This window comes from Myxococcales bacterium (genome assembly GCA_012517325.1).
GTDB lineage: Bacteria > Lernaellota > Lernaellaia > Lernaellales > Lernaellaceae > JAAYVF01.
The window spans coordinates 1-26,457 of sequence record JAAYVF010000087.1 but is presented as its reverse complement, the minus strand read 5'-3'; the positions used below and the strand labels follow the sequence as shown (position 1 = coordinate 26,457).

The window sequence follows — 26,457 nt, the reverse complement described above, 5'->3', positions numbered from 1 at the left end:
GCGGCTCAAGCTTAGGGCGCGGCGGACCGGGAATCAACCCTTGGCCAGCCAGGCGGTGATGCGCGGGAAGACTTCCTCGTAAACGTTTCCGCCCAGGAGGATCGTCAGGTGGCCGTACTCGGTGCGCTGCCCGTGCCGCGTCCCGAGCAGGACCAGGTCCTTCTCGGCGGCGCCGCAGGCTTCGTAGGCGGCCTGGATCGAACCGTTCGCGGCCAACTCGTCCGCCGCGCCCACCATGAACAGCATCGGCGTCCGGACGCGGTCCAGGCCCGCCACCAGGTCGGCGCCGTCGTCGCCGACGAAATGGCCGGCGTCGATGAACCGCGTGAAGTCGCGCAGCAGCGCCGACGGAGTCTGGTCCTGGCAGTTGACCGCCGACAGCGCGGCGTGGCCGGGCAGCAGATTGAGGTTGCCGCTCATTTTTTGCAGAAACTTCACCGACTCGAACAGCGGCGCGGTGCTCTGCGTGAAGGTTCGCAGCGGGACGGCGGGAATCGCCTTGAGCAGGAAGCCGAACCGGTGAAGCGGGCGCATGGCGTCGAATTTCGCCGGGCTGGCCAGGATGACGCAGCGCGAGATTTGATCGGCGAGCGGCGTCTGCAAGAAGGCGTAGGCGATCATGCCGCCCATGCTGTGGCCGATCCAGTGCAGGCGGTCGGCGCCGGTCAGTTCGAGCACCTTGCGGATCGCGGCCGGCGCGTCGAAGCGGTAGTGGTCCGAGAGTTTCCAGGCGATGGCCTTGCCGCCGAGGACGCGGCCCTTGTCCGACAAGCCCGCGCAGCGCAGGTCCAGCAGGAAGGTCGGATGGCCGGCCGCGGCCAGAAACCGCGCCAGGCTCGTGCGGGCGGTCAGGTCGAAGCCGTGGTGATTGCCCGACAGGCCGTGGCAGCAGATCACCGGCCGTTTCCGGGCGACGCCGGCGGGCGGATCGTACTGGTGCAGCGCCAGCGTCCAGCCGTCTTCGGTGGTCGTGAAATGCACCGCCTCGGGGCGGCGTTCGTTGCGGTAGAACCGCTCGAACACCTTGGCGGCCAGCACATCCAGCACCGCCACGCCGCCGAGGCCCGAAAGGATTTCGAAAATCGCCATGCCGAAAACCTCCGCGCGATACGAAAGAAGGTCGGTTCCGAAAGCGAGAACCCGGCCGGCAGCTTAATGCCTGCCCGGCGGCGCGTCAACGCGCTGCGTCATCGACCAGGGTCAGGTTTTGCACCACCAGGTCGTGAAACGCCAGCACCTGTTCGTCGGTCCACTGGACCGGCGCGATGATCTGCAGAATCCGCACCTGGCCGTCCGCGCCCTTGAGCGCGTAAATCCAGATGAAATGGGTGATCAACTGATCTTGCAGACCGGGGGTTTCGCGGCCGGCGATCGACCGCCGGATGACCACCGGCATGCCGCCCATTTTTTCGGTCACCTTGTTGTAGGCGGCTTCCAGCGCCGCCATGTCGTCCTTGGTTTTTTCCGGCTTCACCAACACGCCCGGCGACGGCCGGACCGGCGGCTCGGGGCGGAAAAGGAACGCGCCGTTTTCCTCGAAGCGTTTGAAATACTTCGGCAGGCGGAGGTTCACCCCGGCGGCTTCGTAGCCTCGGAGGCTGGAAAAATCGGTCAGGTCCGGTTTGGCCATGGTCACGCAGCCGCCGAGCAGCAGCCAGGCGAGGAGGATGGCCGTTTGCCGCCTCATTCGCCCGCGCCCTGACGCTGATAGCGATTCACCTTGAGCTGGTGTTCGCCATAAGTGGTGGAAAACGCGTGCCGGCCCTCGTCGTTGGCGACGAAATACAGCCACGAACCCTCCGCCGGCGACAGCGCCGCTTCCAGGGCGTCGAGGCTGGGATTGCAGATCGGCCCCGGCGGCAGCCCCGGCCGCGTGTAGGTGTTGAACGGCGTGTCGGTCGCGAGGTGTTCGCGGGTCAGGTCGCCCTTGTATTTGTCGCCCAGGCCGTAAATGACGGTCGGATCGGCTTGCAGAGGCATCTTTTCCGCGAGGCGGTTGAAAAAGACCCGGGCGATCAGCGGCCGTTCGGGCGAATAACCGCTTTCCTTCTCGATGATGCTCGCCAGGGTGACGATTCGTTCCCGGCTTTGGCCCTGTTTCGCCGCCGTGTCGGCCAGTTTGCTTTTCCAGATTTTGTCGAATTGGGCGACCATGCGCGCCAGCAGGGCGCGGGCGTCCTCCCCGCGCTCGTAGGCGTAGGTTTCGGGGTAGAGATAGCCCTCCAGGCGCTTGGCCGGCACGCCGAGCGAGGCAGCGAAGGCGGCGTCGTTCATCAGTGCGGCGGCCTCGTTGCGCGGGTCGACGCCCTCGCTTTTCAAGGCGGCGGCCACCTGGGCGGCGGTCTGCCCGGGTATCACGGTAAAGCGATGCAGCACGGTTTTACCGGCGACCAGAATGCCCAGCACTTCCTTAAGCGGCAGGCCGCGGGCGATCTGATATTCGCCGGCCTTCAATTTGATGTCCTGTCCGCGGTAACGGGCCAGCAGTAGGAAGCCGCGCCGGTCGGCGATCAGGGCGGATTTTTCCAGTTGAGCGGCGATATCGGCCGGCGCGGCGCCCGGCGCGATGATCAGCGTGATCGGGGGATCTTTCGGCGAACCCGGCGCCTGGCGCATCAGATAGGCCATGGCCACCGCGGCGACGGCCAGGCCGGCCAGCAGGAAGGCGGTAAACGCCCAAAAGGTGATTTTCCGGGGTTCCCCGGAAGCGAACAACCCTTCGGTCATGGTTCCGACTCGTTTCGACAGCGGCCGCGGCCGGTTCGATCAGGCCGCGACCAGAAGGAACCGGAAGATGAACAGGGTAAACAGCAAAAAGGTCATCACCCCGAAGATCATGTGCATGATCCGCCGCGCGCCCGGTTTGACCAGCCAGCCGCTGAGGGCGCCGGCGAAGGCCAGGGCCAAAAACAGCAGAAAGGTCACCAGCACCATTTTCGTCAACAGGATCGCGACGATGTGCACCAGGATCCAAAAGAAGATCGTCGGGATCACCGCCCAACGATGCATGACTTTCAAGGAAGCGCTGTTTTTTTGCACGAGTTGTAAAATGCCGGTGATCAGCACCCCGAGAATCAGCAGGTAGCTGAGCCCGATCAGGCCGAGCAAAATCATTTGGGGATTCGGCATTTCCTTTTATCTCCCTGTTCGCAAGCCGATGGAAAATCGCTCGTATACTAACGAAGGTCCCGGAAATTGCAAATCGCGCCGCCCGCCGCCGAAGGCAATTTTTCGCGCCGGGTGAAATGGCCGTTGTTATTTTCGGTGCGATGTCATTAAATGCCGCTGGAACAGTCGGGGATGGCAAGCGGATGTTGTTGTTGCTTTTTATCGGATGGACGGCCGGGCTACTTTGGCTGGCGGCGCGCGGCGAGCGGTTCGAGGCCGACGATTCGACCGCGCCGCGGTGGGCGCTGGCGGCGGTTCTGTTGACCGCCGTCATCGTTTATTTCTGGACTTTGTTCCCGCTGGCGGGCCTCGCCGAGGCGTTTCCGATCGACGACAGCTACATCACCCTGACGGCGGCACGCAACCTCGCCGAGCACAACCTTTTCGCGATCAATCCCCAGGCGCCGGTGGCGGGCATCACCAGCCCGCTGCACGTGCTGCTGGTCGGGCTGGCGGGCAAGGCGATCGGCGTGATCGCGGCGGACCGCGCGTGGGGATTGCTCGCGTTTTTGCTGGCGGTCGGCGGCCTGTTCGTCTGGGTACGGCAATTGGGCGGCAGCCTGCCGGCGGCGGCCGGCGCGGCGGCGGGCGCGGTCCTGGCGGGGCCGCTGGCCTTTGGCGCGCTCAACGGCCTGGAAACCGACCTGTTCGCGGCGGCCATCGTCTGGTCGTTCGTCGTTTTTGAAAAAAGCAGAGCTGCCCCGTGCTGGACGATCGGCCTGGGCGCCCTGTGCGGCGCGGCGATCCTGACGCGCCCCGAGGGCTATTTCCTGGCCGCGGTGTTGTTCGCGGTCCGGGGCGGTGAGTTGGCGGCTAAAAAGGCCCGGCGCGATTGGCTTTGGTGCGGGGCGGGCGTTCTGGCGACGCTGGTCGTCGTGTTACCTTACCTGTTGAGCAACTACCTGCTGATTGGCCACGTCATGCCGCTGACCGTCTCGGCCAAACGCTACTTTTTTATGTCGTCATGCGAAACCTGGTCCCGCCGTTGGCAGACCTTGGCCGAGGCTCCGTGGCTGCTGCTGGGCGTCGTCAGTCTGCTGTCGCCGCTGCTGCTGGCCGCGCGCCGGTGGTGGAGTCGTATCTATCCGCCGCTGTTTCTGCTGGTGTTTTACGGGGCGTACCTGGTGCAATTCACCGGGGCGCTCAAACATTACAACGGCCGTTACCAGCATCCGCTGCTGCCGGTGGTTTTCGCCGGCCTGGGGATGGGCGGCGCGGCGGTTGCGGGGTGGTTGCGCCGGCGATTCCCGGGCGGCGGCAAGCTGGCGGGCGCCGGCCTGGCGGTGTTGTTTTTGTTTTTCACGATGCTGACGGGAAGCAAATCCTACGTTTATTATCGCGCGGCCATCGCGAGCATGGACATCGACGGCTATCTCGCCAAGGTGGTGAAATACGTGCAGGAACACTCGGCGCCGGGCGACCTGATCGCCACGCACGATATCGGGGCGCTTTATTATTTCGCCGACCGGCCGATTCTGGACCTGGTCGGCCTGACCGATCCCGAGGTGGCGCGGATTTACGCGACGGTTCCCTCGACCTGCAAGGGCCGGAACCCGCGCGCCCTGCCGCTGTACGAGCTGCTCCAACGACGCCGGCCCAAGCTGTTACTGTTCTTTCAGGAATGGGACCATTTTCTCGGTTTGCTGAAAGAGGATCGCGGCCGGCATCTTCGCTATTCCACCCGGTTGGAAAAGGCTTTCTGGCTTCCCGATGACAGCCAATCGAACAAGCGTGAATTTCAAATCTATGCCGCCGATTGGGATCAGGAGCCGCCGGCGGATTCGGCCGCCGCGCCGTGAATCGAACGTCCTGAAACCAAAAACAATCGGCTTTTCCTTCCCTTGACAGTCAAACCTAAAGGTCTACACTGCCGCCGACGATAAGAGGTCATGGACGGAAAAATTAGGGATATTGGAAGCCCAAGTGATCAACTGCATAGGTGATTGACAGGTTATGTGCCGCATCGTGGAAATGACGTCATCCCACTTCGCCGGAGGCGAAGAGGACCTTCCCGAGGATATTTTCCGCTTCCCGAATGCCGAGAATCCGGTTCACCACTGCAAAATCATAGCGAAAGGAACAACGCGATGAGTGGCAAGAGTTACAACCCGTTCCAGATGGCTCAAGCGCAATTCGATCACGTCGCCGACCTGCTCGATCTGGAATCGGGGGCGCGCGAGTTGCTGCGCAACCCGATGCGCGAGTACCACTTCAATATTCCCGTCCGCATGGACGACGGCACCTGCCGGGTCTTCCGCGGTTTCCGCGTGCAGCACAACGACGCGCGCGGCCCGGGCAAGGGCGGCATTCGCTTCCACCCGCAGGAAACGGCCGACACCGTCCGCGCCCTGTCGATGTGGATGACCTGGAAATGCTCGGTGGTGGACATCCCGCTCGGCGGCAGCAAGGGTGGCGTGGTTTGCGATCCGCACAACCTGAGCCTGCGCGAGCAGGAACAGATCTGCCGCGGCTGGGTCCGCCAGATCGCCCGCGACATCGGCCCGCTGCGCGACGTACCGGCGCCCGACATCATGACCAGCGCCCAGCACATGCTGTGGATGCTCGACGAATTCGAAGCCATCACCGGCGGCCGTTACCCCGGCCTGATCACCGGCAAACCGGTCGGCCTGGGCGGCTCGCTCGGCCGTACAGAAGCCACCGGCTTCGGCCTGGTTTACACCCTGCGCGAGGCGCTGAAGCAGCTCGGCATCCGCCCGGCGGACACCGTTGCCAGCGTCCAGGGCTTCGGCAACGTCGCTCAGTACGCCATCAAGCTGTATTCCCAGCTCGGCGGCAAGGTGGTTTGCGTTTCGTGCTGGGACCAGGGCGACAACGCTTCCTACTCGTTCCGCAAGAAGGACGGCGTCGACCTCGATCAGTTGCAATCGATCACCGACCGGTTCGGCGGCATCGACAAGGCCAAGGCGCGCGACCTGGGCTATGAAGTGCTCGGCGGCGACGCCTGGCTGGAGCAGGACGTCGATATCCTGATGCCCTGCGCGATGGAAAACCAGATCCGCGAGGACAACGTGGGCAAGATCAGCTCGCGGGTGAAGATCGTCGCCGAGGGCGCCAACGGCCCGACGACGCCCGAGGCCGACAAGGTGTTCGGGCAAAAGAACGTCTTCCTGCTGCCCGATTTCCTCGCCAACGCCGGCGGCGTGACCTGCAGCTACTTCGAGCAGGTGCAGTCGAACATGAACTACTACTGGGAAAAGGACGAGGTGCTGGGCAAGCTCGACCTCAAGATGACCTCGGCCTTCCTGTCGGTGTATGAACTGGCCAAGAAGCGCCAGCTCTACATGCGCGACGCGGCCTACGTCATCGCCGTCAACCGGGTCGTCGAGGCCTGCCGCGCCCGCGCCTGGATTTAATCGGCTCCGCCGAAAAAGAAAATTTTCGGGGCTCGGCTTCGCCGGGCCCCGGTTTTTTTATACCGTCGCCGCCGGAAGCGAGCCGCGAGGGGCAGCGATCGTCCGGCGCCGCGGCAATAGTTGGTTAGAGCACCGATTCGCCATTTCTTTGCTTTGCTTTCTTCCGCTTTTTCAAGAGAAGCGAAATATCCTGAAACGCCAGGAATGATTTATCGTACGCGGCTACATATCCAGAGGCTTCCGCCTCTGGCTGGGATCGCGAAGGCGATCGGCCGCCCGCTTGCGGCGGGCTTTTTTCAAACCCGCTTGAGCGGGTGTTCGACCGTCGCCCATCGGGCGACGGTCGTAGCCATGGGAGGGAGCCCATGGGATAGAGAATCGTGGCATTGGGTCGCGTCAATCCAGCGCCGATTGGTCATTTCTTTACGAGACGGCCTGGGGCCTCCTCAAGGATGTGGTGATTGCTTAGGGTTCGTCAGTTCGTGAAACCAAGAAATGACTAATGGGTGCTATAGGTATTTCCCCCTTCCCCCAGCCGGCGATTTGGCGGCGAACCCGCCGTCGTTTCGCAGTATTTCCATCGCCGACCCACCGGCTTGACCCCGTTCCCCGAACCGTGGAAAGTGAAGGACCAATTCACACCGGGTCGGTGAATGCAGGTAACCGTTTCGGGATACGAGCACGCCAGGGGAAACCACTGCGGCACGACGTCCATCAGCCGCCTGCTGCGCTTTCACGGGCACCGGATTTCCGAGGCCATGTGTCTGGGATTGGGCGAGGGGCTGGAATTCGTCTACCTGACCGGACCCAGTCTCAACCCGACGCGGTACATCGGCGGTCGCGGGCCGTACCTGGAAACGACCTGCTTTCGCAATCTGGGCGTCCCGTGCACCGTCCATCAGACCGCCGATCCCGCCGAGGCCTGGCGCTGGGTCAAAAACGAAATCGACGCCGGCCGCCCGGCGATGGTCCAGGCCGATATCCGCTGGCTCGACTATTACAATACCAAGACCCGCTTCGGCGGGCATAAAATTCTGGTCGTCGGTTACGACGAGGAAAAGCAAACCGCGACGATCAGCGACAACGAGTTCGACCAGTTGCAGCCGGTGCCGCTCGACAGCCTGGCCCGGGCGCGCGCCGAGACGGCGCCGCCGTTCGAATTGCAAAACGACTGGTTCGAGATTCGCGTGCCCGAACGCCTGGCCGACCCGGCCGTCGCGGTGCCCCTTGCGATTGTCGCCCAGGCGGAGAAAATGTTGGCCGATCGCGGCGAGCTTTTCGGCGTCGCCGCCCTGGAGCGCGCCGCGCGCGAACTGCCCGCGTGGCGGGAGGCGGCCGATTGGCAATGGAGCGCGCGCTTCGCCTATCAGGTGATCGAAAAGCGCGGCACGGGCGGCGGCAGTTTCCGCAAGATGTACGCTGATTTTCTGGCGGAGGGAGCGGTCTATTGTCCGGCGATCGAATGGCACGGACTGCCCGAGCGCATGCGCCGGATCGCCGCCGCCTGGACCGCGTTGGGCGTCGAACTGCGGGCGCTCAGCGAACAGGAACCCCCGGCCGATTTCCGGCCGGCGGCGGCCCTGTTGGCCGGCCTGGCGCGGGCGGAGCGCGAATATTATTCGGCCGCGCGGGCATGTCGCGGCTAGGCGCAGGGATGTTTACCCGGAGGTAGCGTGGCGGACTTCGTTCTGGTCAATCCGCCGTTGAGCCCGGAAGCCCGGTACGGCAAGTTGGCGCCGGTCGGCAATCGGCTGCCCAATCTGGGGCTGGCCTATCTGGCCGCGTTTCTGCGGGCGCAGGGCGTGGACGTCGCCATCCTCGACGCCGCCGCCCTCGGCCTGGACACCACCGCCGCCGCCGCGCGCGTCGCCGCCCAGGCACCGCTCGTCTGCGGCCTCACCGCCACGACCCTGGGCATTCGCGCCGCCGCCGAACTGGCGGCGAAGATCAAGCAGTTGTCGCCGGATTGCGTCACGGTGCTCGGCGGCCCGCACGTTTCCAGCCGGCCCGAGGAAACCATCGAATCGTACCGCTCGATCGACTACGGCGTGGTCGGCGAGGGCGAGGCCACGGCCTGGGAAATCTTCCGGGAAGTCGAGCGCGGCGGCAGCCCGGCCCTGGTGAAGGGCGTGGTGTACCGCGACGGCGGCATGGTGCGTTTCGCCAAGCGCCGGCCGTTGTTCGCGCATCTCGACGACTTGCCGCAACCGGCGTGGGATCTGCTGCCGCCCCTCGCGCCGACCTACGGGCCCAGCCCGCAATCGACCTTCCGGCTGCCGAGCACGATCCTGTTTACCTCGCGCGGCTGCCCGTACAAATGCGCGTTTTGCGACCGCGGCGTTTTCGGGCAGAAGCTGCGGATGCACGGCGCGGCCTACGTGTGGGAAATGATGGAGCTGCTCTACCGGCAGCATTCGATCGTCGATTTCGCCTTCCACGACGAGAGCCTGTTCATCGACGAGGGGCGGCTGGTCGAGCTCTGCCGCGCCATTCAGCGCAGCGGCCTGCCGCTGTCGTTTTCCTGCCAGGCGCGCGTCGACCAGATCATCTCGCCGTTCGCCCTGCGCGAACTGGCCAAGGCCGGCTGCTGGCAGGTGTCGTTCGGCCTCGAATCGGGCAGCGACGACATGCTGCGGCGCCTGGGCAAGGGGACGACGGTCGAGCAGGCCCGCGAGGCGTTGCGCAAGGTGCGCGCGGAAGGCATCTCCACCAAGGCGTTCATCATGTTGGGCGCGCCCGGCGAGACGGCGGACACCCTGCGGGCGACCCGCGATTTCGTCCTGGGCGAGCCGCTCGATGACGTGATGATCGGCTTCTTCGCGCCGTTCCCCGGCGCCGAACTGACGAACGAGATCGAACGGCACGGCCGGAAAATCGGCGGCTATCAGGCGATGAGCGAGCACCAGGTGTCGTTCGTGCCGACGGGCCTGGAAGCGTCCGAACTCGAAAAGTTCCGCCGCCGCCTCTACCGGAGCTTCTACCTGCGCCGGGCCGTTTTCCGCCATTACCGCCGCCGCCTCCGCGAACCCAGCAGCCGCCGCCTGCTCCTGCGCGCCGCCTGGCAATTCCTGCGCCATTACGCGTTCAGCGGCTGATTTTCCCCGTCCCGAAAATATTTACTTGATTTTCTATTTTATTAATGTCAATGATTATTCATCGGCAATTTTTCTTGGAGCAGGCGATGAAATTGACGATCCTTCCCGTTCTTCTGGCGATTTCGTTTCTCGTTTTTTCCGGTTGCGACCCGCTGTCCGACCGGGCGGCGGGCCATGCCGTTTCGTCGCCGGCGCCCGAAACCGCCGCCGCGCCCGAGCGAGCGCCCTCGGCGCCCGAACAAATCGCGACGGTGGCCGGGCTGCCGATCGAGGCGCAATTTTCCGACGAGGAACTGGCGGAAATCCTCGCTACGTTCAAGGTTGCCGAGCCCGACATCGCGGTCGATCCGAGCCGCGGCGAACGGCTCGATTGCAAGAATTGCTACCTGCTGCTCAAGGGCCGCCTGCTGACGCCCCCGTTTTACCTGACGCGGGAAAACGACAAGCTCTACGTCAACGGCTACCAGGTTTTTCCCGATAATACGCCCAGCTTCGGCAACAAGGGTTCGGCCAAGAGTATCGAGCAAAAAATGCCGCAATTGAATAATTATCACGACCCGGATGAAGGAAATGAAGTATGCGAAGAATCTGAAAATAAAATAGAAATAATTATTGATGCCGCATTCAAATTTAAAAATAAGAAAAGGATGGAACATTACATCCGGTCCGAATTTAAGAAAAATAAAATAAAGTTAATCGAGCTGAAAAAGTGTGATCAAACATTGGTGCAAGTAGTCACTCAAGCATATACCTGCAAAGAACCTAGTGAATATGGAGCGGAAGGTCCTGCGGCGGCAGATTCAGGATTGAATGCCATTCAACAAAGAATGCCCGAGCCGATCGAGCTTTGCGCGGGGCTTTTTCATCGGGGCTTGCGGGATGGCAACGTGTTTTACCCGCTGTTATTTTCGACTTATTCCTATGGCAGTTTCAATTCGTACGCGGTCAACGGCGATTTCCTTCCGCGCCTGAAAGCGATTTTCAAGGACAACGTCGATCCGCGCGTCAAGCTCTATCGTTTGCAATTGCTGCTTTCGGATGCCATCGGCAGCCGGTATTTGTTGGCGAACTACCGGGTGGATATGCATTGATCGCCGGTATGGCATAATCTGCCGGTCATCAGGACTCGTTTACCGTCATTCAACAAACGGATAGTCGCCAGATGAATCGGCGAAACCGCATCGCACCCCAACCGGCGCGTGTCGCGCTGCTGCTGATCCTGGCGGCGGTGACGCTGCTCCTGGCCTGGCACGCCCAATGGCCCAGCCCGGCGGGGCATGATTCGATCATGCACTTGTCAAAGACCGCCTATCTGACCAACGCCTATCTCTACATTCCGAAGGTGCTGCCGCAGATGTACCGGCAGCAGGAAGCCCGCTATACGCCGCTGGTCTACCTCGTCGCCGGAGCGTTGATCATCGCCACGAACTGGTATCCCTGTGTCTACGGACTGACCGTCCTGATATTCTGGGCGCTGGCGCTCACCGGCGCCCGCGCCTTGGGTAAACGATATTTCACCGACGAGGCGCTACTGTTCCTACCGCTGGCGGTGCTTCTGGCCGCGCCGACGACCTGGGAAATCGGCTATTCCTTCAACCTCGAGGCCAGCCTGTTGGCCAGCGTGTTGGCGTTTTTCGCGCTGCTGCTCTACGCCGAGCGGCTGAACTCGCCGCTTCGCCTCGGCGGCGCGTTGTTGCTTGCCGCCGGCCTGGCGCTGAGCAAGGCGGTCTTCGTCATTTTCGCCTTGCCGGCGGGGTTGTTGTTCTGCCTGGCCGGCGAACGGCCGATCAACCGCCGCCGCCTGGCGATCCTGGCGACCGCCGCCGCCGTCGCGATCCTCTGGTTTCTGACCCACCGAGAAAAATACGCGCCGGAGTTGTCGTTCGATCTCTACAACGAGGCGTGGAATCCGGGGCCTTATTATTACCCCTTGCTGCTGCTTTACGGTTATCGGGGCTTGCCGCTGTTGGCGGCGGCCGGTTGGCTCGTTTGGCGCGCCTGGCGGCAAAAGGCGTTGACGCGCATCGATCCGGCCTTCGCCGCGTGGTTCGCGATTCCGCTGGTTTTTTACTTCATCGTCGGCACCAAGCGCGCCTGGTACATTCTGCCGGCCTATGCCGCGCTGCCGGTCTGGACGCTCGACCTCGGCCGGCGGCTGTGGGACGCGCCGGCCGTCCGCCGCGTTCTGCGCGGATTGGCCTGGTTGTATCTGGGGCTGGCCGCGGCGAATTGCGTTCTGGTCGGCGCGATCCTCGCGCACCCGCAATGGACCGGCCGCGAAATCCTTGATTTTCATATTCCGCTGATGATGACGCCGCAGGAAAAGACGCTGGCTTCCGCGATCATCGCCGAGTTGCGGGCGCATCCGAACGACCGCGCCGCGTTGGATGTGCGCGGCCTGAATACCGACCTGTTCCGCATTGGCGAGCAATGCCTGCTCGAAGAACCGCGCCTGACGGCCGGCGACCGGTTGCTCATCGTCGACGACATCCGCAACCACCTCGTCATTTTCGTGAACGACCTCGAGAACCGCAGCGTGCTGTACACCGCCGCGCCCGGTTGGCCGACGATCGATCCCAACGGCTTCGAGTTTCCCGATCCCAAGTTCGACATGGCCGCCGCGGCCGACAAACTGGCCAGGATCCGCGAGCAATTCGCGCCGGCCAAACCGCTGACCCTGTCGGACGGCACCCGAATCGCCGTTTTCGTCAATCGCCGCCGCGCCGCGACTCTCGCCGCCAATCCGCTCTATCTGTACGATTCCTACACCGAACAAATCCGCCGGGCGAAAATCGAGGGCCGGCGCGACGACGCGCTGGTCGCCGTTCAGCGGCTGCGCGAGATCATCCTGCCGTACCAGGTCGCGGGCGTGAACCTGGAAGAGGCGAACCTCCGGCTGCAATTCGGCGAAGAAGCCGAGGCCGAGCGACTGCTGCGCCTGAACCTCGACCGGCCCATCGACGACGCGGACGCCTATTCCTATTCGGTGCTCACCCTGGCGCGGCTGTTGCTCAAGCGCGGCCAGGCCGACGAGGCCGGGCGGCTGATCGACCGGGCGCCGCCGGTGGCCGACGCGGATTTCCTCGCCGAAACCCTGTTTCAACTGACGCCGCTTCAACCGGCCGAAGCGGAAAAGCGGCTGCTGGCGCTTCTCGATCGCCTGCGGGGAAAAACGCGCGGCCTGACGCTGATCGAATTGGGCAAAATCGCGCTTTCCCGCGATGAGGTCGAAACGGCCGTCGCCCGCTTTCGTCAGGCCGACCCCTTGGTGCGGGATGACCCGCGCATCGCTCAATGGCTGCGCGAAACGATTCAGGCCGCCCTGGACGGCTCGTACAAACCGGCCGGCAACCCCGACGAAAACAATAAATCCAACTAATTGAGAACGCTAAATTTTTTCTTTTCATTGACCGGCGCCGGCGGGTGGCTATCTTTTTATTGAGATTCGATCCAGGCTTATTGAGCCCGGATCGCCGTAAACAAACAGGAGATATCGGGAGAAACGATCATGGGCAAAATCGGCTTGTTTTACGGCAGCAGTTCCGGAAAGACCCGCCGCGTGGCGGAAATGATCTCGTCCCAATTCGCGGGCGAGGTGGAAATTCGCGACATCGCCGGCGCCAAACCCGAAGACCTGCTGGCTTACGACGCGTTGATCCTGGGCGCTTCGACCGAGTACGAAGGCGACGTGCAGGACGACTGGGACACGTTCATTTTCAAGCATTCGCCGCTCGATTTCGGCGGCAGGCGCGTGGCGCTGTTCGGGTTGGGCGATCAGAAGCGCTACCCGGACGAGTTTCTCGACGGCCTGATGGCGCTCTATCGCTGGGTCAAGGACATGAACGGGCAGGTCGTCGGCGACTGGCCGGCCAAGGACTTCAACTTCATCAAGTCGCAGGCGCTGCGCGACGGGCGGTTGGTCGGCCTGGGGATCGACGAGGACAACCAGAAGAACCTGACCGGCGCGCGGGTCGCCGAGTGGGTGCGGATGCTGCGGACGCAATTATCGTAAGCGTCCGGCTGTCGGGACCGCGGATTTTTCGCTAAGCTCGGCGCATGACCGCCGCCCGCCCGCCCGCCCTGAAAACGTTGCGCCGCCTGGAAAAACTGGCGGCCGGCGTTTCGCTGTTGGCGCGACAGTGGCCGGGCGGCCGCGCGCCGCTGCCGTTGGCCGCGTATTTCCTGTTGACCTACCGTTGCAACCAAGCCTGCGATTTCTGTTTTCTGCGCGAACTGGAAACCGGCGACCGGACGGTTGATCTCGATTTCGCGCTGGCGGAAAAAATCCTGGCGCAATTGCCCCGCCGGACCGTGGCCTCTTTTTCCGGCGGCGAGCCGTTGTGCCATCCGCGCGCGCTCGACATCGTGGAACTGGCTGCGCGGCACCACCGCGTTTCGCTGATCACCAACGGCACGCTGCTGGACGACAACCCGATCGAACGATTGGTCGCGGCGGCGCCGCGCCGTTTCGGCGGGGCGGGGCTGACCATTCTGGGCGTCTCGCTGTTCGAGCCGCTCGCGGCTGCCGCCCTGGCCGAAAAAACGAAAACCCTGGAAGCGTTGCGCCGGGCGCGGGAAAGGATCGGCCGCGCCGGGCCGCTGGTCGATCTGAAAATCGTGCTGCGGCGGGATGTCGCGATTTCGCCGGCCGGTTACCTGGCCTTTTTGCAGCGCGACCTGGCCGATGTGTTGACGTTCCAGTTGCCGAACGATTTGCTGTATCCGCCTTATTACGACCGAGGCGTCCGTCCCGAAGAGCCGGCGACCCGGCGGCGCGAACCGTTGCCGGCCGCGACCGCGGCGCCGAACCGGGAAACCTGGCTTGCCGGTCTGCGGGTGCTGCGCGAATCGCCGGAATGCCGGTCCGGCCGCGTGCGGTTTTATCCGGATATTCCGCCGGCCGAGATGGCGCGTTTTCTGACCGGCGAACCGCTGCAAAACCGCTACCGTTGCACGTTTCCCTGGACCGGCGTCATGATCTCACCGCGCGGCAACGCCTTCCTGTGCCGCCATCCGGAACCGGAAAGCCTCGTCGCGCAATCCTTCCGCCGGGCGTGGAACGGCGAAAACTTCCGCCGGTTCCGCCGGACCGTGCGCGACGAAGACGTCGGGGCGACCTGCCCGGGATGCTGCTTTTTGCGGGAGGATTGAGCGCGACCTGGCAGTCTGTTGAAAAAGGCCGTCCTGGCCTTTTTCAATACCCGGCTAGACCCGGGCCGTCCGCCACCGGCCCGACCGGAACCGCCAGGCGACCAGCAGGCCGAAGGTCACGATGTGCACGAGGGCGGCCCACCAGGCGCCGGCGATTTCCCACTGGAACACCACGCCCAGCAGGTACACGCCCGGCAAAAAGACGATTGCCGCCGAAGCCAGCATCGCCAGCATCGGAAAGCGTGTGTCGCCTGCGCCGCGCAAGGCGCCGCTGAGCGTCATCCCCAGGCCGTCGAACGGCTGAAACATTCCGGCGATCGCGAACAGGACCGCGCCGATGGCGATCACCTCCGGGTCGGGGTTGAACAAACCCACCAGGTACCGTCCGAAAACGCCGATCAACAGGCCGATCAGCAGCATGTAGCCGACCCCCAGGCGGGCCGTGCTGACGGCGGCGCGGTAGGCCCGGTCGGGTTCGCCGGCCCCGAGGTGCTGGCCGACGAGCGTCGTGCCGGCGATCGCGACCGCCGCGGCCGGCATGAAGCTGAAGTGCAGCAGTTGAAATACGATGACGTGCGCCGCCAACGCCGCCGGGGCCAGGGTCGCGGCGTAGATGCTGAACAGCGTCCAGGACAGGAGATCGAACATCATCGTGAAGCCGATCGGCAGCCCGACGCGCAGGAAACGCCACAAGTCCGCCGCGCGCGGCCAATGCCAGCGGCGCGTCGCGTATTGCCGGTGATGGGCCGCGCCGAAGAACACGCCCAGGTACAGGCCGGCTTCGCAAATGGCGGCCAGCAGGCTGCCCAGCGCGGCGCCGGCGATGCCCATGGCCGGCAGGCCGAGCAGGCCGAACACCAGAACCACGGCGAAAATCGCGTTGAGCACGTTGGCGATCAGCGTGATGATCATCGGCGAGCGCATGTCGCCCAGGCCGCGCAGGAAGCTGGTGATCGCGAAATTGGCGAACAGGCAGGGCACGCCGAGCAGGCGGATCGACAGGTAGGTGCGCACCAGGGGCGCGACCGGTTCGGAGGTGCCCATCAGGCGGATCAATTCGGGCAGCCAGGGCAGCACGCACCAGACCAGGCCGGAAAAAACGGGCGCGAGCAGCAGGCCCGCGTGGACGTGCCGGGCGATCGCCGTCCGGCGGCCGGCGCCGAAATCCTGCGCCACGAAGGTGTTGATGACCGTCAGCGTGCCGGTGAAAATCGCCGCCAGGCCGTAAGCCAGCAACGCGCCCAGGCCGACCGCGCCCTGCTCGGCGGTGCCGACCCGGCCCATGATGAACGAATCGACCACGCTCATCAGCGAAAACGAGACGAACGAGACCACCAGCGGCATCGCCATCAGGAGCACCTGAAGGACGCCGTCGGCGGCGGTACGGGATTGGGTGGTGGTCGAACTCATCGATCAACCGTCAACTTTCTTCGCGCAAAGCGGGGGATTATCCGCTCCCCGCGATTAAATACAAGCCGCGGGCAAAAAATCAGTCACGACCTCGAACCACGCGAAGGCGCGGGTTCGAAATCGTGGCGGCTGCAAAACGATCGGAAAAAATCGGCAGGGACGAGCTACGCCGTTTGGTAAATCGCCTCGACCCGCCGGAGCAGGGCGGAAAGCTGTTCGAGCGCCTCGGCGAGTTGCCGGGGCATTTCGAACAGGGCCTCGCCGGCGCGATGCTGCCAATCGGCCAGGGCGGCTTTCACCGCGGCGACGCGCTCGTGGAGTTCCTCGACGATTTCGGCCGCCAGGTGCGGCAGTTGGTTCATCGCCGCGAGTACGCGGCGTTCGAGCTGGTTGAGCGATTCGGCGGCGACGGTCGCGCGCTGCGGCAACCGCGCGGCGGCTTCCGAAATCCGCTGCTGCAACTCCGCCATGGCGGCCATCGCTTCCTTGAAGCGTTGCGCGAGCGGGCTTGGCTCCGGCCAGGTAGCCACCGGAATCAGCGAATCGACCTCCAGGCGCGTCACGCCGCGCCAGTCGGCGAGCTGGTCCATGATGGCGTTGCGCACCTTGTTGCGCAGCACGGGCAGGTCCTGTTCCGTCAGGCCCTTGGCGTCGATCGGCGGCAACACCTGGATGCGCACGCGCGCGTTGTCGCGGAACAGCCAGGAATGCTTGGGCAGGCAGTTGTGCGAGCCGTCGACCACGAGCGGCAGCACGGGCAGTTGCGTGGCGATCGCCAGCTTGAAGGCGCCGTCGTGGAACGGCAGCACCCGGTTGTCCTTGGAACGGGTGCCCTCGGCGAAGAACATCACCGAGCATTTTTGTTCCAGCACCCGGCGGGCCTTGTCGTACACGCGGCCGCGGCTGGCCTTGTCGCCGCGATCCACGGCGATGTCGCCGGCAAAGCGCAGCAAGAGGCCCGCGAGCGGCACCTTGAAAATGACGGCCTTGGAGACCCATTTCATTTCCCAGGGGAGGAGGGAAATGCAGGGGATGTCGGCCATGGACTGGTGATTGCTGACCACCACATAAGGGTTGCGGGGGTTTTTAACCAGTTCGGCGCCGGCGGTTTTCACGTCCCACATGGGATTGACCTTGGTCAGCCAACTGCCCATTTTGCGGAAGACGTAGCCGGTCCGGTAGCGCACCGGATCGCGATCGAACAGCCGCACGATGCCCACGACGAGCAGCATCAGCAGCACCAGGAGCGAAATGCCGAGCCAGGCATAGAGGGATCGAATCACTGTCCAGACGTTACGCATTGAACCTTCCTCAGGTTAAATCAAAGAAGGAGGCGCATCCTAAACCATTCGCGCCAAGAAAAAAAGAGCCCATTTTTCAACCGCGAGCCGGATCCGGCGGCGACCGGGCGCTTGCCGAGGCGAAACCGCGTGCCTATCTTGAAACGTAACCATTGCAGCAAAGGGCGGCCGATGGAAAAAGCGCAACCATTCAACGGATTTCCCAAGCCGGCGGTGATCTTTTTCCGGGAATTGGCCCGGCACAACGAGAAAAAGTGGTTCGAGGCCCACAAAAGCGAGTACGAGGAGCAGGTGCTGGCGCCGGCGCGGGATTTCATCCTGGCGCTGGGCGAAAAGCTGCGGACGATCGCGCCGGGCCTCGTGGCCGATCCGCGCGTCAACCGGTCGCTGTTCCGCATCTACCGCGACGCGCGGTTTTCGAAGGACAAGTCGCCCTACAAAACCCATCTGGGCATCTGGATGTGGGAAGGCCCGCGGCCGCGGATGGAAAATTCCGGCTTTTATTTTCAACTCGAACCGCCCGAGATCTACGTCGGGACGGGCATGTACCGTTTTCCGGACGACCTGCTGCCCGCCTTTCGGGAGGACGCGGTGCATCCGGTGCACGGGCTGGCACTGGCCGACGCCGTCAAAGCCGTGCAAAAGGCCGGTTTCGAGGTCGGCGGCCTGAAATACAAGCGCGTGCCGCGCGGGCTGGACGCCGAGCATCCGAACGCCGAACTGCTCAAACACGACGGCCTCTACGCGGGCGCCGGCCTGAAACTGCCGCCCGAATTGCACACCGCGAAATTCGTCGACACCTGCTTCAAAATCTATCGCCGCCTCTTGCCGCTGCACCAATGGCTGACGGCGTTCGTCGAGCGGAATTTGTAAGGCCCGATCCGGAGCCGTCCGGGTGATTTCCACCCATCCCCCGGCCGGAAGGGCGGCGCCGGACCGCCCGGGCTCTCGTTTGACCGGGCCCGAAAGCGGGTTCTATAATCAAATTCCCGGTTGATCGGGCGAACGCGGGAGGTGTTTCCATGCGCCGAATCCTGATTATTATGATTTTGTCGTTATGTTGGGCGACGAGTGCGACGGCGGCCGACGGCGTGATTCCGCTTGAAGGCACCGTTCCGGACGCCGCCGCCATGTACCTGACGCAGAACGGCCTGGATTTCATCGGCGACATGGCCTCGCAAATTCTTTCCAATTACGACCTGACGCCGGTGCTCATGGGGCTCAATCCGCTCTTCGAGGTGTCGTCCTGCTCCCTGATTTTCATGGGCTCGGCCAACATCACCGACTTTTCCGTCGAGACCTTCGACGTGCAACTCTCCACGACGCCGCTGCTGGGACTGACGCCGCAGGCCAACGCCTTGTACGCGCTCATCTCGCTTTATCCGGCCGAGGGCGAAAGCCTGCTGACCATCGGCATCGACGGCTACTGGGGCCTGGGCTGCACCACCCAGTTCAACGCGACCGCCTCCATCACCGCCGATCCGGTGCAACTGGCCGCCTCGCTTACCCTCGACTACAACCCGACCGACGGCTTCGTGGTCACCGTGCTGCAAACCCTGATCAACGACGACGACCTGGTGATTTCCTTCACGGGCCTGCCCGATCCGTCGCTCGAATCGATTCTCCTGGCCCTGATCGACAACATGCTGCCGTACCTGGTGGAAACGCTCGGCCCGGAACTGATCAACGAGATGCTCGAGGAACAACTGAGCGGCATCGTGCTGGAAGGAACGACGACCGTCGGCGACTACACGATGGACTACGCGTTCGATCCGGACTTCACCCGCTATACCAACGGCTACGGCGCGACGACGACCGGCCAGCTGTTTTTGGAAGGGACGACGGCGGATCCGTGCATCGATCCGGGCGACCCGATCGGGAGCCCCTACACCGACGGGCCGCTGCCGGAATTCAGCACCACGACGCCGGACGGTGATCCCTACGACGCCGCGCTGCTCTTTTCCGACGACCTGCTCAATCAGCTCGTCTACAGCTTCTTGCTCAAGGGCCAGCTCTGCCTGATGTTTCCGTGGGAGCTGGACCAAAAGCTGACGCTCGCCGATTTCGCCGGCCTGTTTCCCGATTACGAACTGCCCCAGGCGCTCGAGGACGCCGCGAACCTGATCGACTTGTACCCGGTGGACCTGCCGCAGATCGTCGTCGGCCAGGGCGACGCCGACCTGTCGCTGGTGGCGCAGCCGTACCGCCTCGACTGGTACATCCAGAAGGAAGGCCGGTACGTGAAGATGCTCACGGCCTACATCGACCTCGATCTGGCCCTGACGCTGTCGATCGACGCCGAAAATCAACTGATCGTCGCGCTCGACACCGAAGCGTCGCACGTGACCTTCGACGTCACCGGCAACGAATACAACATCCTGCCGCCGGCGCTGATCGAAAGCCTGCTCAACGGCTTCATCAACAACTTTTTACTGCCGATGCTCTCAGCCGCGTTGCCGCCCATTCCGCTGCCGGCGTTCAGCGGCTACCAGTTGCAGATCAACGAGATCGGCGCCGTGGGCGATGACCTCGATTACTTCGGGCTGTACTGCGAGTTCGTCGAACAGTCGGCGCAGAGCGGCCGCCCGCGGGCGGGCTTCGACCTGCCCGGCCTCGGCGTGGTGACCGACCGGGTGCTGACCGCCGCCGAATCGGCGCGCGCCGGCTTGTCGGCGACGGCCGCCCCGGTGTTGCGTCTGGCGCGATTGGACGGGGCGGCGGCGGATTCCTTCCGTGTGCGCATGGACGGCGGCGCCTGGTTGGAAGAGCGCGACGGACGGGTCGAGTTGGCCGGGTTGCTGGACGGCGTCCACCGGGTGGAGGCCGTCGCGGTCGACGGGTTGGGCATGACCACCGCGAAGCCGGCGCGGCTGACCTTCGTGCTGGATCGCGTCGCGCCGCGTCTGGAAGGCGTCCGGTTGGCGCGCGACGGGCGGGGCCTCGCGGTCCGGGCCCACGATTACGTGGCGCCGGTCGCCAATCTACGGATGCAATTACGGGTCGGCGCCGGTTCCTGGTCGCCGTGGCTGAGATTGGATTCGTTCCGTTTGCCGGCCGTGACCCCGAACAGCGCGGCGCTGCAAATCCGGCTGAAGGATCCCAGCGGCAACACCAGCCGGCCGCAACCGGTTGCGCCGCCGCGGGCGGCGATCCGCTAGCGAATTTCCGGCCGGAGTTATCCGGCCGGTTTGGCAATGAAGGTGATGGGCGACGGACATGCACCGCTTTGGGGGCTGGTTTCACCTTGCCGTGGCGTTTTGCTTGCTGGCCGTCGCCGGCTGCAGCATCCAGGATTTCGCCGATGCCTTTGCCGACGCGGCGGAAAATGACTGGCTCGACGGCTTGATCCCGACCGACGACGATTCCTCTCCTACCCCGAATCCCGGCGCTGACGACGACACGGACGAGGGCGACGACGACAACGACGACGACAACGATTCCGGCGACGACGACGATGATGATGACGACAATGACGATAATGACGACAACGACGACGACAACGATGACAATGACGACGACAACGACAACGATGACACGCCTCTCGCGGTACGCGTCGAGCTGATCGACGGCGGCCTGCCCGGGCTGGACGGCACCTCCGTGGCGCGCCTCTCTTCCGGCGCGCTGGCCGTCGCCGCGGCCAAGGAAGGCTGGCTGTACCTCTACACGCTGCAAAACCAGGCCGTGAGCATGAAGGAACTGGCCGAGCAGGCCCGCTCGCCGTCGCTGGTCGCCGACGCGCAGGATGCGTTGCACGTAGCCTACCTGCTCGACGGCGTGGAAAAGCGCATCGTTTACGGCACCAACGCGAACGGCGGCTGGGAATTCACGGACGTGGACGCGGCGGAATCCGCGGCGGTGCGGCCGGCGCTGGCGGTGGACGCCGACCGGCAGGCCCACTTAACGTACGTCGACGGGGACGGCCGGCAGACCTACGCGACCAACGCCGGCGGCGACTGGCAATTCGCGACGCTCGGCGACTCGGGAACCTTCGGCCCGTTCAGCGGTATCGCGTTCGACGCCGGCGGCGGCCCGCATATCGCCTACAACCGCGGGACGGGCCTTTACCACGCGGAAAAAAGCTCGGACGCCTGGCGGACCGAAATCGTGGCGACCAGCGCCCGGCTGGAAACCTATCATCCGCTGGCGATCGCCGCGGACGGCCGGATCGGCATCGCCTACCGTTACACCGGGCCGGATACCGCCCCTTACTGGGCGTGGCGCGACGGCAGCCTCTGGCAGAGCGAACGGATCGACGAGGCGTCCGGCCGGGGCTATTACGTTTCGCTGGCGGCGGACGAGGCCGGCGATTTCCACGCCGCCTATTACGACAACGGCGCCGACCAACTGCTGCACGCGGTACGGCGGGAAGGCGTCTGGAACGTCGAAACCGTCGGCGGTGGCCGGCTCTACGGCGAGCAGACCCATTTGCTGGCCGCGGCGGAACGGTTGTACCTCTCGTTTTACAGCCTCGACGGGTTGCAACTGGCGGAGTACGACGGCGCCGCCTGGACGGTCGCGCACCTCGACGGCGACGGCGTGGTCGGCTTGTACGCTTCGCTGGCGCTGGACCGCGACGGCGGGCCGCAAATCGCCTACTACGATTACTCGAACAAACGGCTGAAACTGGCCCGATTGCTCGGCAACCGCTGGACGATCGAAACGGTGATCGCCGACGGCGACACGGGTTATTACCCGTCGCTGGCGGTGGACGACGGGGGCTTCGCGCATGTAGCCTTCTACGACCGCGCCGCCGGCGACCTCGTTTACGCCACCAATCTCCTGGGCGGCTGGATCGGCCTGACCATCGATGCCGACGGCGACGTCGGCCTGAACCCGTCGCTGGCGCTGGACGGCGACGGGCGCGTCCACATCGCCTACCGCGACCATTCCCACGCGGCACTAAAGTACGCGACCAACGCCACGGGCGATTGGCGGATTGAGTTCGTCGACGCCGGCGGCGACGCGGGCGAGTACTCGTCGCTGGCGGTGGACGACGCGGGCCGGGTGCACCTGGCGTATCGTGACGCCGCTTTCAGCCGGCTGCGCTATGCGACCGGCGGTTTCGGGGCCTGGGTCTTCGAGACGGTCGACGGCGAGTCCGATCCGGGATGGTACGTCGATTTGTCCGCCGCCGCCTCCGGCGCGGTGCAGGCCGTTTATGCGACGGGCCTGGACGGATGGTTGCGGTACGCGTATAAGCCCAGTGAATTCGCCGCCTGGCAGGTCGTGACGATCGGCGAGGGCGGCAACTTCTATTACCCCTCCTTGGCGGCGGACCGGCAAGGCGCGGCGCATCTGACTTATTACAGCGGCGACCCCGCGCAAACCGATTACGTCTGGGGCGATCCGGCGGCCGGCTGGACCGGCCGGGTGCTCGATACGGGTTCCTCGGTCAGCGGACGAACTTCGTTCGCTCTGGATCGCGCCGGTTGGGGGCATGCGGCCTACGCGGGCTCGGCATCCCTGCGCTATGCCTTGTTTCCGTTGGGGACGGTCGGCCGATAAAGCGGGAACAAGCGGCGATGGTCGCTTGTCCCACCGAAAGTTTGAGCGGAAAAGGGTTTTTGCCCCACGTCTTCCTTGACAGTGGCGGTCCGGCCATTAAGATCACGGAAGCGCGGGTGCTAGGCGGGTGAGGTTTAAACTGAAGCTGCGGGCGGTCATCGTTTTTGTCTGGCTTTTCGTGTTTTTTCTGGTCGGCGTCGCCCTAGCGCAGACCGGCACGAAAACCAGCGTGCTCTATCGCTGGGTCGATGAGCAGGGCCGCGTTCGCTACACCGACAATTTGAACGAAATTCCCGAACGTTTCCGCAATTCCGCCGTCAAGGGTTCCTTCGTCCCCACCGAGGCCACCACCAAGCCCCGTGGCGAGGAGCCGGCCAAGCCGACCGGTCAGGTCGATCTGACCGAGGATAACTATTACCGGGAAGACAACTTCTATCACATCGTCGGCAAGGTCCGGAACGGCTTCAGCCAGCCGGTCACCCAGGTCAAGGTGAAGGTGACTTTCTACGACGAGGAAGACCGCTTCCTGATGGTCGAAACCACGCTGGTGGACCCGATGGTCCTGTCGCCGGGACAGGACGGGAAATTTCACCTGATGGTCAAGGTCAATCCCAAGATCGACTCCTATAAAATCGAGGTCCTCGGCCGGCCATGATCATCACCCTGACCACCGATTTCGGCCTGGCCGACGGTTATGTCGGGGCGATGAAGGGCGTCATCTATTCGCTGGTGCCGCGCGCGACGGTGGTCGACATCACCCACGAAGTGCCGCCGTTCGACGTCGGCCACGGCGCTTTCGCGCTGGCCCAGGCGGCGCCGTTTTTTCCGCCCGAGACGGTGCATGTGGCGGTCGTGGACCCGGGCGTCGGCGGGTCGCGGCGGGGGATCGTCGCGGTCTGGCGGCGCCAGTTGTTCGTCGGCCCCGACAACGGTCTGTTTTCGCCGTTTCTGGAGGATCGGACGATCGTTCGCGAATTGGCCGATCCCGATTTGTGGCTGCCCGACGCCGCGCCGACCTTTCACGGCCGCGACCTGTTCGCCCCGGCCGCCGCGCGGCTGGCCGGCGGTTTGCCGGTGGCGGAATGCGGCCCCGCGGTGACCGATCCGGTCCGTCTCCCCGACTGGGAAATCCGTCGGCAGGCCGGAGTGTTGATCGTCGCGGTCGCGCACGTCGATCGCTTCGGCAACTGCATCACCGCGCTGCCCGCCTCCCGGCTGGAGGAAATCGGCCCCGGCCCTTGCCTCGTCGAGGCGCCGGGCCTGCCGCCGCTGCCGCTCTCCCGCACCTACGACGACGTCCCCCACGGTCAGCTGCTGGCGCTGATCGGCTCGCACGGTTTTCTGGAGCTGGCCGTGCGCGAGGGCAGTGCCGCCGCGCTTGGTTTTTCGCGCGGCACGATCGTGCGCGTCCGTCCCGCATCCTGATTTCGCCGCGCGGCAATACTTGCTTCCGATCCGGGGCGGGCGTACATTGTTTTGCGAGGTTTTTTTCGGGAAGGAGAGCCGTCGTGCGTTGCCGTTGGATGTGGATTCTGCCGCTGGTCCTGCTGGGCGCGGCGGTCGCCTGGGGCCAGGAAAAAGAGACCGTCGATCCGATGGATTGGTTGTCGATACCGGACTTTTCGGTGGAGGCCGCGGTCGGCACGGGCGTGACCGAAGCCGGCGCCTTGCAGGGCGAGGCGGCGCGTTTTCCGGCCGAGGTCGGCGTCGTCTTCTGCCGCGTCGACGCCATCGACCTGTCGCGTCCCCTGAAGGTGAACGTGGTCTGGCTGCGGGAAGACGAGGAACGCTCGCGGATCGCGCTCGCCCTCGACAAGAATCATTTTAACGGCACCGCGCAGATGAACATTCCCGCCGCCCAGGCGGGCTCCTGGCGCGTCGAGGTGCAGGACGAACGCGGCCAGGTGCTGGCGGTCGCGCCGTTCGTCGTCGGCAAACCCTCGGTGCTCGAGGGCGAGCCGCTCAAGAAAGCGCCGCCGGCCAAGCGGCAGCCGTAGCGCCCGCGCGACCGCCGGGCCCGCGGTTGTTCCGGGCGAGCGAAACGAGCCATGGCCGATCCGCGACACATCGTCTGCTTTCACGTCCACGATTTTCCCATCGAGGTTGAACGAATCCGCGATCGCCGCCTGCGCGAACGGCCCGTCGCCCTGGTGCCGAAAACCGGCAGCCGGGCCGTGGTCGTCGCGGCCAGCCGGGAAGCCCGCGCCGACGGCGTCTACGAGGGCATGCCCGTGCCGTTGGCCCGCCGCTATTGCCCCAAACTGCAGATCCTGTTGCCCGACGACGCCCTTTATCAGCGGGCGCAAACCGCGATGGCCGACGTGCTGGGCCGCTATTCGCCGCTGGTCGAGCCCGAGGCGCACGGTCGCCTGTACATCGACCTGACGGGAACGCGGCGGCTGTTGGGCGAGGCGAAAAACGCCGGCTGGAAGATGCGGCGCGAAATCGCCGACCGCCTGCGCCTGTCAGGCGACCTGGGCCTGGCGACCAACAAGCTGATCAGCCGGGTCGCCGGCGACCTGGTGCGCGACGGCATCTGGGACGTCCTGCCCGGCGGCGAGGCACCGTTTCTGGCGCCCCTGCCGCCGTGGCATCTGCCCGGCATCGGCGCGGCGCAGGCCCGCCGCCTGCTCGAGGAACTGAACCTGCGCTCGGTCGGCCAGATCGCCGCCGTCGATCCGGCGCACCTGGAAATGGCCTTCGGCGCGTTCGGCGCGGTGCTTTGGCAGCGGTCCCGGGGCATCGATCCGCGGCCGGTCCTGCCGCCGGCGCGGGTGCCGCACGCCATGGCCGAAACCCTGCTGGCCGAGGACACCAACGACGACCGCCAACTCGCCGCCGCGCTGTGGATTCTCGCCGAGCAGCTCGGCCGGCATTTACGGTTGCGGGGCAAGTTGCCGCTGGCGCTGCAGTTGACGGCGCGCTTCAGCGACGGCCGCGACCAGACGCGCACCGTCCGGCCCGCCGAACCGTCGAACCTCGATCTCGATCTGGCCGCCGTCCTGAAACCCGCGGCCGCGCAATTGTTCGCGCGGCGGGTCCGCCTGCGTTATCTGCGCCTGCAGGCTCCGCAACTCGCCGACGAGGATTTGCAGCGCGGCCTGTTCGGCGACTCGCCGGCCCGCGAGCAGTCGCGCGCCCTGCACCGCGCCATCGACCGCCTGCGCGAAAAGTACGGTGATCCGGTCATCCGCTGGGGAACCGTGGCGCTGGCCGAAAAACTGCGCGAGCCGACCGCCGAAAAAGCGGAGTGAAGCGGATCGCGCCGAACACTCCTTACGTTGCATTGCAGGTTAGTTAAAAGCAGAAACCCTCGTAGTGTCCCCCCGAAAGCAAGACAGATTTAGGCGGCTTTTAGGGTGAGGTAAGCCGCTTCGACCTCGTTCGGCGTCCGGTAACCGAGCGCCGAGTGGATTCGTTTTTCATTGTACCAGCGGACATATTGGTCGATGG

Annotated in this window: 22 protein-coding genes; 15 read left to right on the top strand and 7 right to left on the bottom strand. The window is 64.6% G+C overall.

The genetic code is table 11. The features are described from left to right. Window positions 1-33 precede the first annotated feature (33 nt). The 4 genes from GX444_15475 to GX444_15460 form a co-directional block, all read right to left on the bottom strand. Window positions 34-1,089, bottom strand: a complete 1,056-nt coding sequence (locus GX444_15475; protein NLH49980.1) for an alpha/beta hydrolase — start codon at window positions 1,087-1,089, stop codon at window positions 34-36. An 85-nt stretch (window positions 1,090-1,174) separates the two neighbouring features. Continuing rightward, window positions 1,175-1,687: a hypothetical protein gene (locus tag GX444_15470; GenBank protein NLH49979.1), complete on the bottom strand. Its 513-nt coding sequence runs from the start codon at window positions 1,685-1,687 to the stop codon at window positions 1,175-1,177. Continuing rightward, the gene (gene mltG / locus GX444_15465; GenBank protein NLH49978.1) at window positions 1,684-2,727 is read right to left on the bottom strand and encodes an endolytic transglycosylase MltG; all 1,044 of its coding nucleotides are present in this window, start codon (window positions 2,725-2,727) and stop codon (window positions 1,684-1,686) included. Before mltG ends, GX444_15470 begins: the two co-directional genes overlap by 4 nt. Before the next feature lie 39 nt (window positions 2,728-2,766). Continuing rightward, window positions 2,767-3,129 carry a hypothetical protein gene (locus tag GX444_15460; GenBank protein ID NLH49977.1) on the bottom strand — a complete coding sequence of 121 codons (363 nt, stop codon included), beginning with the start codon at window positions 3,127-3,129 and terminating at the stop codon, window positions 2,767-2,769. Between the two features lie 182 nt (window positions 3,130-3,311). Here GX444_15460 and GX444_15455 point away from each other — a divergent pair, with 182 nt between their 5' ends. The 8 genes from GX444_15455 to GX444_15420 all read left to right on the top strand — a co-directional run bounded on the left by GX444_15455 (window position 3,312) and on the right by GX444_15420 (window position 14,788). After that, window positions 3,312-4,967: a hypothetical protein gene (locus tag GX444_15455; GenBank protein ID NLH49976.1), complete on the top strand. Its 1,656-nt coding sequence runs from the start codon at window positions 3,312-3,314 to the stop codon at window positions 4,965-4,967. 288 nt (window positions 4,968-5,255) lie between these two features. Further along, complete coding sequence (locus GX444_15450) at window positions 5,256-6,542, top strand: Glu/Leu/Phe/Val dehydrogenase (GenBank protein ID NLH49975.1); 1,287 nt, start codon at window positions 5,256-5,258, stop codon at window positions 6,540-6,542. 653 nt (window positions 6,543-7,195) lie between these two features. Further along, on the top strand, window positions 7,196-8,188 hold the full coding sequence (locus GX444_15445; protein ID NLH49974.1) for a BtrH N-terminal domain-containing protein: 993 nt from the start codon (window positions 7,196-7,198) through the stop codon (window positions 8,186-8,188). A 27-nt stretch (window positions 8,189-8,215) separates the two neighbouring features. Continuing rightward, window positions 8,216-9,637, top strand: a complete 1,422-nt coding sequence (locus GX444_15440; GenBank protein ID NLH49973.1) for a B12-binding domain-containing radical SAM protein — start codon at window positions 8,216-8,218, stop codon at window positions 9,635-9,637. 74 nt (window positions 9,638-9,711) lie between these two features. Then, window positions 9,712-10,728: a hypothetical protein gene (locus GX444_15435; GenBank protein ID NLH49972.1), complete on the top strand. Its 1,017-nt coding sequence runs from the start codon at window positions 9,712-9,714 to the stop codon at window positions 10,726-10,728. Window positions 10,729-10,799: 71 nt separating this feature from the next. Continuing rightward, complete coding sequence (locus GX444_15430; GenBank protein ID NLH49971.1) at window positions 10,800-13,016, top strand: hypothetical protein; 2,217 nt, start codon at window positions 10,800-10,802, stop codon at window positions 13,014-13,016. A 129-nt stretch (window positions 13,017-13,145) separates the two neighbouring features. Next, entirely contained in the window at window positions 13,146-13,649 is a 504-nt protein-coding gene (locus GX444_15425) for a flavodoxin (protein NLH49970.1), read from the top strand. Window positions 13,650-13,693: 44 nt separating this feature from the next. Continuing rightward, entirely contained in the window at window positions 13,694-14,788 is a 1,095-nt protein-coding gene (locus tag GX444_15420) for a radical SAM protein (protein ID NLH49969.1), read from the top strand. Window positions 14,789-14,842: 54 nt separating this feature from the next. Here GX444_15420 and GX444_15415 read toward each other — a convergent pair whose 3' ends face one another. Next, window positions 14,843-16,198, bottom strand: a complete 1,356-nt coding sequence (locus GX444_15415; protein ID NLH49968.1) for an MATE family efflux transporter — start codon at window positions 16,196-16,198, stop codon at window positions 14,843-14,845. A gap of 164 nt (window positions 16,199-16,362) precedes the next feature. Next, on the bottom strand, window positions 16,363-17,499 hold the full coding sequence (locus GX444_15410; protein ID NLH49967.1) for a hypothetical protein: 1,137 nt from the start codon (window positions 17,497-17,499) through the stop codon (window positions 16,363-16,365). Window positions 17,500-17,670: 171 nt separating this feature from the next. On the opposite strand from GX444_15410, the gene GX444_15405 reads away from it, so the two are divergent. From GX444_15405 to GX444_15375, 7 genes are all read left to right on the top strand, one after another. After that, window positions 17,671-18,372: a DUF2461 domain-containing protein gene (locus GX444_15405; GenBank protein ID NLH49966.1), complete on the top strand. Its 702-nt coding sequence runs from the start codon at window positions 17,671-17,673 to the stop codon at window positions 18,370-18,372. 149 nt (window positions 18,373-18,521) lie between these two features. Continuing rightward, window positions 18,522-20,657, top strand: a complete 2,136-nt coding sequence (locus GX444_15400; protein ID NLH49965.1) for a hypothetical protein — start codon at window positions 18,522-18,524, stop codon at window positions 20,655-20,657. A gap of 58 nt (window positions 20,658-20,715) precedes the next feature. Continuing rightward, window positions 20,716-23,004, top strand: a complete 2,289-nt coding sequence (locus tag GX444_15395; GenBank protein NLH49964.1) for a hypothetical protein — start codon at window positions 20,716-20,718, stop codon at window positions 23,002-23,004. 127 nt (window positions 23,005-23,131) lie between these two features. After that, window positions 23,132-23,659 (top strand): DUF4124 domain-containing protein, encoded by a 528-nt coding sequence (locus GX444_15390; GenBank protein ID NLH49963.1) that lies wholly within the window; start codon window positions 23,132-23,134, stop codon window positions 23,657-23,659. After that, window positions 23,656-24,429: an SAM-dependent chlorinase/fluorinase gene (locus GX444_15385; GenBank protein ID NLH49962.1), complete on the top strand. Its 774-nt coding sequence runs from the start codon at window positions 23,656-23,658 to the stop codon at window positions 24,427-24,429. Before GX444_15390 ends, GX444_15385 begins: the two co-directional genes overlap by 4 nt. 83 nt (window positions 24,430-24,512) lie before the next feature. Further along, window positions 24,513-25,001, top strand: a complete 489-nt coding sequence (locus GX444_15380) for a DUF2914 domain-containing protein (protein ID NLH49961.1) — start codon at window positions 24,513-24,515, stop codon at window positions 24,999-25,001. Between the two features lie 51 nt (window positions 25,002-25,052). Further along, entirely contained in the window at window positions 25,053-26,258 is a 1,206-nt protein-coding gene (locus GX444_15375) for a DNA polymerase IV (GenBank protein NLH49960.1), read from the top strand. A gap of 89 nt (window positions 26,259-26,347) precedes the next feature. Here GX444_15375 and GX444_15370 read toward each other — a convergent pair. Then, on the bottom strand, window positions 26,348-26,457 hold a 110-nt coding region (locus GX444_15370), incomplete at its 5' end, for a transposase (GenBank protein ID NLH49959.1).